This is a genomic window from Amorphoplanes friuliensis DSM 7358, from assembly GCF_000494755.1.
In the GTDB taxonomy this organism is placed as follows: domain Bacteria; phylum Actinomycetota; class Actinomycetes; order Mycobacteriales; family Micromonosporaceae; genus Actinoplanes; species Actinoplanes friuliensis.
Map to the genome: position 1 here is coordinate 8,322,389 of NC_022657.1, position 13,198 is coordinate 8,335,586.

Sequence of the window (13,198 nt, forward strand, 5' to 3'; positions counted from 1 at the left end):
CCGGGACACGGGGTACATCGTCGTCAGACCCTTCTGTCCCAAATAGTGCACATAGCCGGAAACTTCGCACCAGGGACGACTCCGCGCCGGAATGCGAGATCGAAACGCGTTATGCACAATGGAGCGATCATGCCCAGCGAGGTCCGACATCAGATCGACGCCGGACAGACCTATCCGGTCGTCCGGCTGACCGGGGTGCTCGACGACACCACCGCCCCGGCCGTCCGCGCCGCCCTGCTCGAGGTGCTGGCCGACCAGCCCGAAGCGGTGATCGTCGAGGTCAGTGAGCTGGCGATCGGCGAGCACAAGGCCGTGACCGTGCTCGGCAGTGTCGCGGCCGAAACAGCCGACTGGCCGGGCAGCCACGTGGTGATCAGCGCGGGCGCCGGCGGCGACACCTGGCACGACAGCGGACTGCCCGTCTGGCCCAGCCCGGCGGAGGCCTTCGGCGCGCTGGGCACCCCGGCACCCGGACACTTCCTCAACGTGTCGCTGGAGCCGATCATGGGCGCGGCCCGCCGCTCCCGGGAGCTCGTCACCGAGGCCTGCGGCCGCTGGGACCTCCCCGAACTGGCCGCCTCGGCGTGCATCGTGGTCACCGAGATGGTCAACAACGTCGTCGCGCACGCGCGCACCTCGATGACGATCATGCTCGGCCGGCACGGCGACACGATGTCGGTCGCCGTCCGCGACCACTCCACCACCGTGCCACGGTTCTCCGGCGAACCGGTGCCGGTCACCTCGTACGGTGGTCGCGGCCTGCTCCTGATCGACTCGGTCTCCCTGCGCTGGGGCAGCCTCGTCCTGCCCGGCGGCAAGGTCGTCTGGGCCGTGCTCGACGGCGACGACGAGCTACCGACAGAAGTCCCCGCGGCAGGCATGACCGGGCATCCTCGCGGGTAGATTGCGGGACATGCGAGACAACGACTACCCGACCGAAGTCTCCGACCCGGAGGCGTCCGGCCTCCCCGAGACCGCGGACGACGACTCGAACGCGTACGACTCGGTGGAGAGCCCCCGCTGGGCCGACGGCCCCGACCCGGCGGCCCTCGCCGGCGTCGGCCCGGGCGGCTCCAACCGCTTCGGCGACACCGCGGAGGAAGCGCGTCAGGGCGAGTCCGTCGACCAGTACCTGCGTCAGGAAGAGCCCGACGTCGGCGCGAACGACCCGGACCCCGACGGCGACGGCAACCTGTACGACGAGACCGTGGGCAACTCCCAGCAGCAGCGCTTCGACGCTGACGTGTGGGGCGACAGCCCGACCTCGGACCCGAACTCGGCGGTGTCGCTCTACGACGACGGCCAGCTCGACGACGACTCCCCGCAGACCGTGGGCCGCCTGGTGGCCAGCGACGAGGGCTCGGGCATCGACGACGACCCCGACAGCGTGGCCTACGACGCGGGCGCGGCCGGCGGCGGCGCCAGCGCCGAAGAGCTGGCCATGCACGAAACCAACGCGCCCGACTATCGCTAGCTAGTCCAGGCCCTGCTCGATGGCGTAGCGGGTCAGCTCGACGCGGTTGTGGAGCTGGAGCTTGCCGAGGGTGTTCTGGACGTGGTTCTGGACCGTGCGGTGGCTGAGGACAAGTCGTTCGGCGATCTGCCTGTACGACAGGCCCTTGGCCACCAGGCGCAGCACCTCGGTCTCACGCTCGGTGAGTTTCGGCGTCATGCCGTCCGCGGGCGCCGGTTCCACGGCCAGCCGGCGGAACTCACCCAGCACCAGACCGGCCAGGCCCGGCGTGAAGACGGTGTCACCAGCAGCTGTCCGCCCGACCGCGTCGAGGAAGTCCGCCTGGGCGGCCGACTTGAGCAGGTAACCGCTGGCACCGGCCTTGACCGCGTCGAGGACGCTCTGCTGCTCGCCGCTGGCCGAGAGCATCAGCACCCGGACGCCGGGCACCGCCTCGAGCAGGCCGTTGATCACCTCGACCCCGGACACGTCCGGGAGCTGGAGGTCGAGCACAACAACGTCGGGACGGGCGGCGGCGGCGATCCGGACGGCCTGACGGCCCTCGCCGGTCGTGGCCACCACGTCGTAACCCGCGGCGGTCAGGTCGCGGCTCACGCCCTCGCGCCACATCGGGTGATCGTCCACGACCATGACCCGGGTCCGGGGTGCGTCTGTCACCGGCTCACCCTATCGACGCGCGGGACAGCCAGCTCGACCTCCGTGCCCTGTCCGGGCGCCGAGGTGATCCGGACCGTGCCGTGCACGTCGGCGATCCGGCCGCGGATCGACTGGGCCACGCCGAGCCGGCCCTGCTCCTCGGCCTCGGCGAGCCGCTCGGGCGAGATGCCGCAGCCGTCGTCGCGCACGCTCACCGTCACCTCCTCCGGCTCGTCCTCGACCAGCACCCAGACCTTCGTGCCCGGGTCGCAGTGCCGGACCACGTTGTCCAGCGCCGCCGAGACCGCCGCGGCGACCTCGGTGGCGATCCGCGCGGGCAGCCGGACCGCGCCGGCGGGTGCCGCGACCGAGACCGTCGCCGACGCGTACGGCTCCAGCAACGTCATCAGGTCCACCTCGGCGTGCTCGTCCACCGGTTCCGCGGTCCGCCCGGTGACCAGCGTGCGCAGCGCGGCCTCCTGCTCACCGGCGAGGCGGGCCAGCTCACCGGCCTCCCCGTCCAGACCGGCGCCGCGCCGCTTGACCAGCGCCAGCACCTGGAGGACCGAGTCGTGGATGTCGCGGGCGAGCCGTTCGCGTTCCCGGGTGGTCGCCTCCAGCTGGACGGCACGTTCGAGGCGCCGCTGGGACACCTCGGCCAGCCCGACCAGGTAGCCGACCGCGGTCGCCGCCATCAGCATCAGCACCGTGCCGGTGAACGCGGCCTGGTCGTAGTGCGCCCGGACGACCAGGTCGGTGGCGCCCATCGCGAGGGCCGCCGCGATGCCCCAGCGCCGCCCACCCGCGACCGCCCAGGCGATGACGGGGGCCACGTGCCAGGCCACGGCCAGCGTCGGGCGGCCCTCCTCGAGGGCGGCCCGGCCGACGACCCAGATGCTGGTGGTCAGCACCGCCATGGTGATCAGCAGGTCGGCGACCAGCAGCGGGGGCCGCCGCCGTTCGGGGTCGGCGTACGCGTACGTCGTGAAGACCGTCCAGCCGGCGACGACCGCGAGCACCGGCCAGGCCAGCGTCGGCCGCTCGTACGCGCCCACGTTGCGGACCACCAGCACCGACACGTAGACCAGCGCGGCGATCCGGAACACGGCGATCGCACGCCACAGCGGGGTCTGCAGCCCACTTGATTCCGCCATGTGCCGACGATCCCATACTGCCGCTCACCCAGCGGAATGATCAGACGTCGCCTACCGTCGGTGGCATCGGCAAGGAACTCCTGATCTCCGAAGCGTTCGACCACAGCCGGGTCACCGAGCTGCGGCACCTCGTCGCGGCCCGGGGCGGCGGGTCGGGTCTGACCGGTGACCGGCTGGACGACTTCGTCGTGGCCGTGAACGAGTTGCTGACCAATGCGGTCCGTCACGGCGGTGGCACCGGGCACCTCACGGTGTGGGTCGAGGACGATTCGCTGATCTGTGAGGTCGACGACCGAGGCGCGGGTCTCGGTTTTGTGGATCTGCACCGGCCGGCCCCGAATCAGCCCGGCGGTTGGGGTCTTTGGCTGGTCGGTGAGCTCACCGACACCTGCGAGATCAAAACCGGACCTCAAGGTACGGCCATACGCATTTCGAGCGGCTTCAGCCGTTGAAAACTGAATCTTTTTTTAAATTCACTGATCACCGCTTGACGTTTCGACGCAGATCTTCTTAGGTCTCTGCTGACGCATCAGCACCTTTGCCCCCGGAGGTACCCCCGTGCCGCGACACAGCGCGCCGCCGCAGCCCACCTGGTTGCGCCCTCGAGTCGTCGTCGCATTTGTGGTGGCCGCGGCCGGTTTGGCGACAGCCATCTGGATCCCGGCCCGCAACGACTCCGCCGACGCGTCGGAGCGCAACCGCAACGGGACCAACGACCGTTTCACCCGCGACCGCGGCGAGGCCCGAGGGGCGTTCTCGGACGACTTCAGCGGCCGCCGGGGCAGCACCGTCGATCCGGTGAAGTGGGTGCTGAACACCGACCGGGCCGACAACGGTCTCGAGTTCCGGGAGAGCACCCGCAACGCCCGGCTGGACGGCGACGGCAACCTGACGATCGTGCTGCGCCGCGAGGACCGGGGCGAGTTCTCGTCGGCCCGGCTCGTCACCCGGGACACACTGCGCGGCGCCTCCGGTCACGTCGAGGCGCGCATCAAGACGCCTGAGGGCCAGGGTGTGCGGCCGGCCTTCGAGCTGATCGGCAGCGGGCGGCAGAGCTTCGGCTCGTTCGACGTGCTGACCGAGCCCCTCTCCGACGACTTCCACACATACGCGGTGGACTGGGCGCCGGGTGAGGTTGTCCTCTCCGTCGACGGCCAGGAGATCGACCGGCTGACCCCGGAGAACCTCGACACCGATCAGCCGTTCCGTCTGGCGCTGAGCCTCGCGGTCGGCGCCGACCGGTCCGGCACGGGCTTCCCGGCGCGCATGCAGGTCGACTCGGTGAGCTTCGCCGCCGCCGGCGACGAGGCGCCGCCGACGACCTCGCCGACGGCCGAGCCGACCACGCCGCCCGCGGAGCCGACGACCCCGCCGACCACCGCTCCCACCAGCGAGCCGCCGACGGCCGAGCCGACCACCCCGCCGGCGACGACCCCGCCGGCTGAGACGACAGCGCCGACCACCCCGCCGACGACGGCTCCCGCGGCCAAGGCCTGGGCGCCGTTCACCGATTACGTCGCCGGTCAGCTGGTCACCTTCAAGGGCGTCGAATATCAGGTTCAGGAGACGCACACGTCGCTGCCCGGCTGGGAGCCGACCGCATTGCCCAGTCTCTTCAAGAAGCTGTAGAGAAAAGGCGTTATCCGGGGGTTCCGGAACCCGTCTCCCTTGACTGGTAACGGTGAATCTGTAAACACTGCTAAAAGTATTAACAACCTCTTCCCCCGGAGGGCATCCCCCATGCGCAAGACCCGGATACTCCTCGCCGCGGCTGTCGTCGCGGTGACCCTGACGGGAGGCCTCTTCGCGGCCTCCCGCAACGACAACGCGGATGCCGCCATCGGCGGCATCACCTGGCAGGACGAGTTCAACGGCGCCGCGGGCGCCCCGATCGACGCCTCGAAGTGGAAGTTCGACATCGGTGGCGGCGGCTTCGGCAACAACGAGCAGCAGTACTACACCAACTCCACGAGCAACGTCTCGACTGACGGACAGGGTCACCTCGCCATCACGGCGCGCAAGGAGAACCCGTCGAACCTCCAGTGCCACTACGGCACCTGTCAGTACACGTCGGGCCGGATCCTGACCGCGGACAAGTTCAGCCAGCGGTACGGCCGCTTCGAGGCCAGCATCAAGGTTCCGAAGGGACAGGGCATCTGGCCCGCCTTCTGGATGCTCGGCGGCAACAACTGGCCGGCCACCGGCGAGATCGACATCATGGAGAACGTCGGCAAGGAGCCGAACACCCTCTACGGCACGGTGCACGGCCCCGGCTACTCCGGCGGCGAGGGCATCGGCGGCAACCGCAACATCGGCCAGCCGCTGAGCAACGCGTTCCACAACTACGCGGTCGAGTGGTCCCCGAACCTCATCGTCTGGTACCTCGACGGCTCCGAGTACTTCCGGGTCACCCCGGCCAGCCTCGGCGGCGACCAGTGGGTCTTCGACCACAACTTCTTCATGATCCTGAACGTCGCGGTCGGCGGTAACTGGCCCGGCTACCCGGACGGCAGCACCCAGTTCCCGCAGACGATGCTCGTCGACTACGTCCGCGTCTCGGCCTGGACCGACGGTGGCACCACGCCGCCGCCCGCCACCGGCGGTACGGCTCTCAAGTCGAACTTCAGCGGTCGCTGCATCGACATCCCGGGCGGCAACGCGGTCGACGGCGCCCGGCTCCAGCTGTGGGACTGCAACGGCTCCACCGCCCAGAAGTGGGCACCGCAGAGCGACGGCACCCTGCGCGGCCTCGGCAAGTGCCTGGACCCGGCCGGTGGCGCGCTGACCAACGGCACCCCGATCCAGCTGGTGACCTGCAACGGCAACCCCGTGCAGCGCTTCACCCTCTCGGCTGCCGGTGACCTCGTGAACGTCTCCGCCAACAAGTGCGTCGACATCAAGGACTGGAACAGCGCGAACGGCGCCCAGCTCCAGCTCTGGGACTGCGGCGGCACGACGAACCAGAAGTGGACCAAGGCCTGACCCCAGGCGTACGCGTAAGGCCGGTGGCGACCAGCCACCGGCCTTTCGCTTGCGCGAGATCGATACAGTCCGCTCGCGTGCCCGCCCCCGCGGTGCTCCGAACCCTCCGAAACGGATTTGTCTGATGCGCGGAAGAGATCACCACTTCGTCACCAACGTGGCCTCGCTGCTGATCTGCGGCCTGCTCGCCGGTGTCGCCGTGGCCGCCGCGGCCTTCCCCGCCGTCGCCATGTCCGGGCTGGCCGCCAAGGCCGGCAGTGAGGGCTTCGCGAGCCTGCCGAGCGAGATCAAGCACGCCACCGCGCCCCAGCTGACCCGGGTCTTCGCCTCCGACAACAAGACGCCCATCGCGGTGTTCTTCGACGAGTTCCGCAGCGACGTCCCGCTCAAGGACATCTCGATCAACATGCGGAACGCGATCGTCGCGGCCGAGGACCACGAGTTCTTCACGCACAACGGTGTCGACCTCAAGGGCGCCGCCCGCGCCCTGGTCAACAACACCGGCAAGGACAACAACAAGCAGGGCGCCTCGACGCTGACGATGCAGCTCGTCCGGATGTCGCTCTCCTACTCGGCGTCGACCCCCACCGAGGTGGTCAACGCGACCAAGGACACCCCCACTCGCAAGATCAGCGAGATGAAGTACGCCATGCAGCTCGAGAAGGAGCTGACCAAGGACCAGATCCTCGGCCGGTACCTGAACGCGGCTCCCTTCGGCAACGGCGCCTACGGCGTGTTCGCGGCCAGCCAGGTGTACTTCAAGAAGTCACCCAAGAACCTCACCGTTCCCGAGGCCGCCCTGCTCGCGGGCATGGTCAAGGCACCGACCGGCTTCGACCCGACCACCGCGATCGGCTACCCGAAGGCGCTCGACCGCCGCAACTGGGTCATCGGCAACATGCGCGACCTCAACTACATCACCCCGGCCCAGGCCGACACCGCCATCAAGGTCAAGCTCGGCAAGACGGCCACCCGTACCGGGAACGGCTGCGCGGCGGTCAAGGTCAACCACTGGGGCTTCTTCTGCGACTACTTCTACCGCTGGTGGCTCAGCCGGCCCGAGTTCGGCCAGAACGTGTACGAGCGTGAGCGGCGCCTGAAGAGCGGCGGCTACCGGATCCAGAGCTCGCTGGACGTCAAGGCGCAGAAGGCCACCCGGGAGAACATCTCCGACCGGATCGGCATCAACAACCGCGACGCGCTGCTGCTGGCCGCGGTCGAGCCGGGCACCGGCCGTGTCCGGGCGCTCGCCGCCAACCGCCGGTTCAAGCTCGACGACGGCAAGAACAAGCTGTCCTCGGACCCGGCCAAGCGGGCCAAGAAGATCCGCGGCAGCTACCCGAACACGACGAACCCGCTGCTCAGCGGTGGTGGCGACATCACCGGGTACCAGGCCGGCTCGGTCTTCAAGATGTTCACGATGGTCGCCGCGCTGGAGAACGACGTGCCGCTGGCCTACCAGATCAACACGACGTACAAGTACACGTCGAAGCTCTACCGGGACTCGCCCGGGTGCGGCGGCTTCTACTGCCCGACCAACGCGTCGGCGTCCGAAAAGGGCCCGTACAACATGTGGACCGGCTTCGGGTCGTCGGTGAACACGTACTTCGTGCCGCTGGCGGAGCAGATCGGCGCCGAGAAGGTCGTCGACGTGGCGCAGCGTTTCGGCGTGCAGTTCCGCGCTCCCCAGGACAAGGACCTGGCCACCAACTACGCGCACGACTGGGGCTCGTTCACCCTCGGCGTCTCGGCCTCCACACCGCTCGACATGGCCAACGCGTACGCGACGCTCGCCGGTGACGGGAAGTACTGCAAGCCGACGCCGGTGCAGCAGATCACGTCGATGAACGGCGAGAAGCTGGACGTCGGCAAGCCGAGCTGCCGGCAGGCCACCAAACCGGACGTGGCCCGTGCGGCCATCGACGCGGCCCGCTGCCCGATCGGCGACTCGGCCCAGCTCGGCAGCTGCAGCGGCCGGACCGCCGGCGGCGCCCGCGGCATCGTCGGGCACCCGATCTTCGGCAAGACGGGCACCACCGACAACGACAAGACGGCCTCGCTGATCATCGGCACCACGTCGATGGTCGTCGCCGGTTACCTGGTCAACCCGGATTACCAGAACCACCCGTACCGGTTGAGCCACGACATCGTGAACCCCGCGGTCGAGTACACGATGCGCGACCTGATGAAGGGCAAGGAGAAGGTCCAGTTCAAGCGGCCCTCCGGCAACAAGATCGCCCAGGGTGAGCAGCGGTCGATCCCGGACGTGAACTGCATCAGCGTGGCCGAGGCGACCTCACGCATCGAGAGCGCCGGCTTCACGGCGACACCCGGCACCGAGGTCACGTCGGACTGCCCGGCGGGTCAGGCGGCCGGCACGGAGCCGAAGAACCGCACGATCAAGGGCGGCTACGTCAGCATCCAGATCAGCAAGGGCAAGGAGCCGGGTCCGGGTGGCAGCGCACCGCCCGCCACGCCGCGTTAAGGCGTGGAGAACTTGTCGCCGTAGACACGCCAGGTCAGCGGGCCGTTGAGGTCGAGGTTGCCGGCGCGCAGGAACGTCCGCTGGGCCGTCTCGACCCGGCTGACGTCGCTGTGCGCCTCCTCGGTCTTCATCTCCTTGACCCGCGCGTTCAGGAAAGCGTTCAGCCAGACGGTCTCGTCGCCGCCCTGCTTGGGGGTCCGGGCCACCTTCAGGGCGGCGGTCCGGATCTTGCGCAGGCCGGACTGCCCGTGCATGACGGCGGCGTCGTAGTAGGCGAACTGGCCCAGCGCCCGCAGCGCGTCGGCCGAGGCGAGGGCGACCGCGGGGTCGAAGTACATCCGGTCCCGCTCGTCCTCCTGCGTCTTCTGGAAGACGGGGTCCGCCGCGGCCGCCTTCCAGGCGGCCGGGAAGCCCGGGTCCAGCCCGGCGTGTGAGTCGGAGCCGTCCACGGTACGCAGAGCCGGCAGGTACCGCGCCAGCTTGTTCGACGGCGACCGCCGCGTGTACTCGGTGACCAGCGCCAGCATGTCCGACGTGCCGGAGCAGAAGCCGACGATGCCGCCGGTGTAGCCGCGGCCGTCGTTGATGTCCTCGAGGTAGCCGAACTCGCCGCGCCAGTTCAGCGTCGAGTTCTCCGCGCTGGAGACGAGCTCGAGCGCGTACGACTTCTTCCTGGGGTACCGCAGGCCGGCGGCGAGCGGTGACACAGCGGCGGGTCCTGTCACGGTCGTCTCGGTGGCCGGTGCGGCCGGGCCGGGACCGAAGACCTGCACCTCGTAGAGCGAATACTCGTACGCCGTGCCGCGCTGGGTCGCAAGGACACGCAGGTAGCGACCCGACCCGTCGAGCTTCTTGAGGTCGTCGGTGCCGCCGTCGCCGGTGCTGGTGGCGTACAGGTCCTTCCACGCGGCGCCGTCACCCGACACCTGGATCCTGTACGCCTTCGCGTAGCCCCGTTCCCAGCGCAGCTTGACCCGGCTGACGTCCTGCCCTTTACCGAGGTCGATGCGCAGCCACTGGGTGCCGATCCCGGCGGACGCCGCCCACCGGGTGCTCGCGAGACCGTCGACGGCTCTTGCCGCGTCCGCACCGGCTGACGCCACCACGGGACGTCCCTTGGACAGCAGCACATCAGGAGCTGCGTCAGCCGTGACCGAGATGACCAGCGGCACCGTGCAGACCGCGGTGATCCCGGTGCCGAGTGCGATCGCCTTGGCCCGGATGCTCACGCTTCCAAGCTAGGCGGGAGCACTCAGCGACGTTTGCGGTTCCGAGAAATCAGGACGATCGCCAGGACGATGCCGCCGACCACCAGCAGGCAGCACAGGCCGCCCAGGATGCCGAAGAACCCGAAGCCGCCGCGCCGCCGCGACCGTGCTGCCTCGACCGCGACGTCGGCGACACCGTTGCTCGCCGCCCAGGCGTGCACGGGCACCACCAGGGTCAGGACCAGGCCCATCGCTGCGGCACCGAGACGGGAGAACCACTTGCTCGCAGATGACATGCGTTCCATCTTGGCTCACCGCGGCAAGACCCGCCTCCCCGGACTACCCCCCGGCAGGGCAGGGTAAGAGCCAGCGGAGTCGACTGAGAGGACCGGGATGGACGCGGATCTGACTGCTCTGGCCGAGGCGCACGGGGTGGCCACCTGGTACGAGGACTGGCACCGCAAGCGCCGGGACGTGGCCGCGGAATCGGTGATCGGGGTGCTGGGCCTGCTCGGTGTCGACGCCACCTCACCGGAATCCATCGCCGAGGAGCTGGCCGCGATCCGGACTGCCCGCGAGCAGCACCGGCTGCCCGGCACGGTGATCGTGCGGCAGGGTGCGACCAGACCGCTGACCGGCACGGTCCACCTCGAGGACGGCTCGCGGGTCGAGGCCACCGGGCAGCTGCCGGACGACCTGCCGCTGGGCTGGCACCGCCTCGTCACCGACGACCAGGACGTGGCGCTCGTGGTCGTGCCCACCGAGCTGCCGGAGCCACCGGAGACGTGGGGCTGGATGCTGCAGCTCTACGCCCTGCACTCGGCCGCGTCGTGGGGCCTGGGTGACCTCGGTGACCTGCGCACCTTCGTCGAGGGCAGCCGCGGCGCCGGGCTCGTCCTGCTCAACCCGCTGCACGCCGTCACACCGACACTGCCGGTGCCCGCTTCGCCGTACTCCCCGTCGAGCCGGCGGTTCGCGAACCCGCTCTATCTGCGGGTGGCCGACACGGACGCGTACAGGCGGGCCGATCCGCCGCTGCGTGAGCAGGTCGACGCGCTGCGACCGGCGCCCACCGCGGACGGGCTCATCGATTACACCGCCGTCTGGCAGGCGAAACGCGCCGCGCTGCAGCTGCTCTGGCCGCTCGCCGGCGAGGTGGACCTGACGGCCGACCCCGGACTCACCGACTTCGCGACGTTCTGCGCCCTCGCCGAGACGCACGGCCCGAACTGGCAGACCTGGCCGGAGGAGTTCCGGCGCCCGGACTCGCCGGCGGTCCAGGCGGCCCGCGGCGGGGACCGCGTCGCCTTCCACGTCTGGCTGCAGCGCCTGCTGGACGACCAGCTCAACGCCGCGAACCAGGCCGCCCGGGACGCCGGGATGCCGGTCGGGATCGTGCACGACCTCGCCGTCGGCATCGACCCGAACGGCGCCGACGGCTGGCTGCTGCAGGACGTGCTCGCCGCCGGCGTCCACACCGGGGCGCCGCCGGACGCCTTCAACCAGCTCGGCCAGGACTGGGGGCTCGCCGCCTGGCGGCCCGACCAGCTGATCGAGACGGGCTACGCCGCCTACCGCGACATGCTCCAGCGGATCTTCCGGCGGGCCGGTGGCCTGCGTGTCGACCACGTCGCCGGGCTGTGGCGGCTGTGGTGGGTGCCGCCGGGTCTCGGTCCCGCCGAGGGCACGTACGTGCACTACGACCCCGAGGCGATGCTGGGCATCCTGGCGCTCGAGGCGCACCGGGCCGGGGCCGTGGTGATCGGCGAGGACCTGGGCACGGTCCAGCCGGTGGTCACCGAGACGCTCGAACGCATGAACATGCTCCGGTCGGCCGTGCTGTGGTTCACCCGCGACTACGAGAACGACCCGACCCAGCAGTACCTGCCCGCGGCGGACTACCCCCGCAACGCCCTCGCGTCCATCTCGACCCACGACCTGCCCACCGCGGCCGGTTTCCTGGTCGGCGAGCAGGTCCGCGTCCGCGCCGAGCTGGGACAGCTGGCCGGAACGATCGAGGAGGAGCAGGACTACGCCGACAAGGACCGCGCCAAGCTGCTCTTCCGGCTCACCGAGGAGGGCCTGATCACCCCGGACAGCGGCCCCGACGAGATCATCGTGGCGATGCACCAGTTCCTCGCCCGGACCCCGTGCCGCTTCATCACGGCGTCGCTCTACGACGTGCTGGGCGAGCTGCGCCAGCCGAACCTCCCGGGGACCACGGACGAGTATCCGAACTGGCGGATCCCGCTGACCAGTAGCCTGGAGCAGATCCTGGCGGACCCCCGGGTGGACCGGGTCGCCGAGGTGCTGAGCGCACAGAAGGGTGTGGCCCGATGAGCTTCCTGGACAAGGCGAAAGAGTTCGCCGACAAGCACGACAAGCAGGTCGACCAGGTGCTGGAGAAGGTCGGTGACGAGGTCGACAAGCGCACCGGCCACAAGTACAGCGGCCACATCGACAAGGGTGTCGACGAGGCCCAGAAGCGCACCGGGGACGGCGACACCCGCGCGTGAGGTTTGTGCCCGGCGACCCCGGGCACCCCTTCCGTACCGACGGAAGGGGTTGACATGGGCTTCATGGACAAGGCCAAGGACATGGCCGACAAGCACGACGAGCAGGTCGACCAGGGCCTCGAGAAGGCCGGTGACCAGATCGACGCGCGCACCGGCAACAAGCACTCGGACCAGATCGACAAGGGTGTGGACCAGGCTCAGGCCCGTACAGGCGCCGGCGACACCCAGCAGTAGTGGCCTTCGCTCCGGCAGCCGCTGACGGTCTCAGATCGCCAGCGGCTCCGGGGGCGGGTCGTCGTCCATAGCGAAGAGCATCGGATGCACCGCCAGGCGGTGGTCCCGCTCGCGGCAGCGTGACGGCGGCAGCAGCGACGACCGGTGCTCCGGGTGTTCCCCGCAGTGCCGCATCGCCCGGCCGACCGCATCGCTGTGATGCCGGCCGCCGCCGTATTCACCACAGCTGTCACAGTCCCACCGCCAGTAGGCGGGGCCGTCGTCCGACGACGCGTGCCGCCTGATCTTCAGCGGTGGTCCGGCGCGGTGCTGCGCAGCCGCGAGGATCGCCGCCATGTCGTCCGCCGCCGGCGGCCCTGCGGCCCGTACCGGCCGGCCGCCGATGATCTCGGCCAGCGCGCTGGTCCCCGTACCCGACACCACTCACCTCCGGAATTCATTGATCGGCCCAGTGTGGACCGCGGTCCCGGGCGGACACGGGGGTTTCACGTATCAGGGTGCATCTGTTC

14 protein-coding genes are annotated in these 13,198 nt (G+C 69.9%); 9 read left to right on the forward strand and 5 right to left on the reverse strand.

Annotated features, from left to right (window positions below; translation table 11 throughout):
- Nucleotides 1-129 precede the first annotated feature (129 nt).
- Both AFR_RS38350 and AFR_RS38355 read left to right on the forward strand, forming a co-directional pair.
- Nucleotides 130-903, forward strand: coding sequence for an ATP-binding protein (locus tag AFR_RS38350; protein WP_023562221.1), 774 nt, complete (start codon nucleotides 130-132; stop codon nucleotides 901-903).
- Between the two features lie 10 nt (nucleotides 904-913).
- A complete protein-coding gene (locus tag AFR_RS38355) occupies nucleotides 914-1,474 on the forward strand; it encodes a DUF5709 domain-containing protein (RefSeq protein WP_023562222.1) in 561 nt (186 codons plus the stop codon).
- Here AFR_RS38355 and AFR_RS38360 read toward each other — a convergent pair whose 3' ends face one another.
- Together AFR_RS38360 and macS are read right to left on the reverse strand one after the other, a co-directional pair.
- A complete protein-coding gene (locus AFR_RS38360; protein WP_023562223.1) occupies nucleotides 1,475-2,104 on the reverse strand; it encodes a response regulator in 630 nt (209 codons plus the stop codon).
- A 23-nt stretch (nucleotides 2,105-2,127) separates the two neighbouring features.
- Nucleotides 2,128-3,264 carry a MacS family sensor histidine kinase gene (gene macS, locus AFR_RS38365; protein ID WP_023562224.1) on the reverse strand — a complete coding sequence of 379 codons (1,137 nt, stop codon included), beginning with the start codon at nucleotides 3,262-3,264 and terminating at the stop codon, nucleotides 2,128-2,130.
- Nucleotides 3,265-3,281: 17 nt separating this feature from the next.
- Here macS and AFR_RS38370 point away from each other — a divergent pair, with 17 nt between their 5' ends.
- The 4 genes from AFR_RS38370 to AFR_RS38385 all read left to right on the forward strand — a co-directional run bounded on the left by AFR_RS38370 (nucleotide 3,282) and on the right by AFR_RS38385 (nucleotide 8,731).
- Nucleotides 3,282-3,716 (forward strand): ATP-binding protein, encoded by a 435-nt coding sequence (locus AFR_RS38370; protein ID WP_438829958.1) that lies wholly within the window; start codon nucleotides 3,282-3,284, stop codon nucleotides 3,714-3,716.
- 106 nt (nucleotides 3,717-3,822) lie between these two features.
- Nucleotides 3,823-4,893 (forward strand): carbohydrate-binding protein, encoded by a 1,071-nt coding sequence (locus tag AFR_RS38375; RefSeq protein WP_084298267.1) that lies wholly within the window; start codon nucleotides 3,823-3,825, stop codon nucleotides 4,891-4,893.
- A gap of 111 nt (nucleotides 4,894-5,004) precedes the next feature.
- Nucleotides 5,005-6,246, forward strand: coding sequence for a glycoside hydrolase family 16 protein (locus tag AFR_RS38380; RefSeq protein ID WP_023562227.1), 1,242 nt, complete (start codon nucleotides 5,005-5,007; stop codon nucleotides 6,244-6,246).
- Between the two features lie 124 nt (nucleotides 6,247-6,370).
- A complete protein-coding gene (locus tag AFR_RS38385) occupies nucleotides 6,371-8,731 on the forward strand; it encodes a transglycosylase domain-containing protein (RefSeq protein WP_023562228.1) in 2,361 nt (786 codons plus the stop codon).
- Here AFR_RS38385 and AFR_RS48530 read toward each other — a convergent pair.
- Both AFR_RS48530 and AFR_RS38395 read right to left on the reverse strand, forming a co-directional pair.
- Nucleotides 8,728-9,960 carry a chitosanase gene (locus AFR_RS48530; protein WP_023562229.1) on the reverse strand — a complete coding sequence of 411 codons (1,233 nt, stop codon included), beginning with the start codon at nucleotides 9,958-9,960 and terminating at the stop codon, nucleotides 8,728-8,730. The genes AFR_RS38385 and AFR_RS48530 overlap by 4 nt on opposite strands.
- A 23-nt stretch (nucleotides 9,961-9,983) precedes the next feature.
- Nucleotides 9,984-10,235, reverse strand: coding sequence for a hypothetical protein (locus tag AFR_RS38395; RefSeq protein WP_041843275.1), 252 nt, complete (start codon nucleotides 10,233-10,235; stop codon nucleotides 9,984-9,986).
- Nucleotides 10,236-10,332: 97 nt separating this feature from the next.
- Between AFR_RS38395 and malQ the strand changes: the two genes are divergently transcribed.
- The 3 genes from malQ to AFR_RS38410 are packed head-to-tail and all read left to right on the forward strand — an operon-like array spanning nucleotide 10,333 to nucleotide 12,689.
- On the forward strand, nucleotides 10,333-12,279 hold the full coding sequence (malQ, locus tag AFR_RS38400; protein ID WP_023562231.1) for a 4-alpha-glucanotransferase: 1,947 nt from the start codon (nucleotides 10,333-10,335) through the stop codon (nucleotides 12,277-12,279).
- On the forward strand, nucleotides 12,276-12,455 hold the full coding sequence (locus tag AFR_RS38405) for an antitoxin (protein ID WP_023562232.1): 180 nt from the start codon (nucleotides 12,276-12,278) through the stop codon (nucleotides 12,453-12,455). Before malQ ends, AFR_RS38405 begins: the two co-directional genes overlap by 4 nt.
- A gap of 54 nt (nucleotides 12,456-12,509) precedes the next feature.
- Nucleotides 12,510-12,689, forward strand: coding sequence for an antitoxin (locus AFR_RS38410; RefSeq protein WP_023562233.1), 180 nt, complete (start codon nucleotides 12,510-12,512; stop codon nucleotides 12,687-12,689).
- A 30-nt stretch (nucleotides 12,690-12,719) separates the two neighbouring features.
- Here AFR_RS38410 and AFR_RS38415 read toward each other — a convergent pair whose 3' ends face one another.
- A complete protein-coding gene (locus tag AFR_RS38415) occupies nucleotides 12,720-13,109 on the reverse strand; it encodes a hypothetical protein (RefSeq protein WP_052359902.1) in 390 nt (129 codons plus the stop codon).
- Nucleotides 13,110-13,198: the final 89 nt, after the last annotated feature.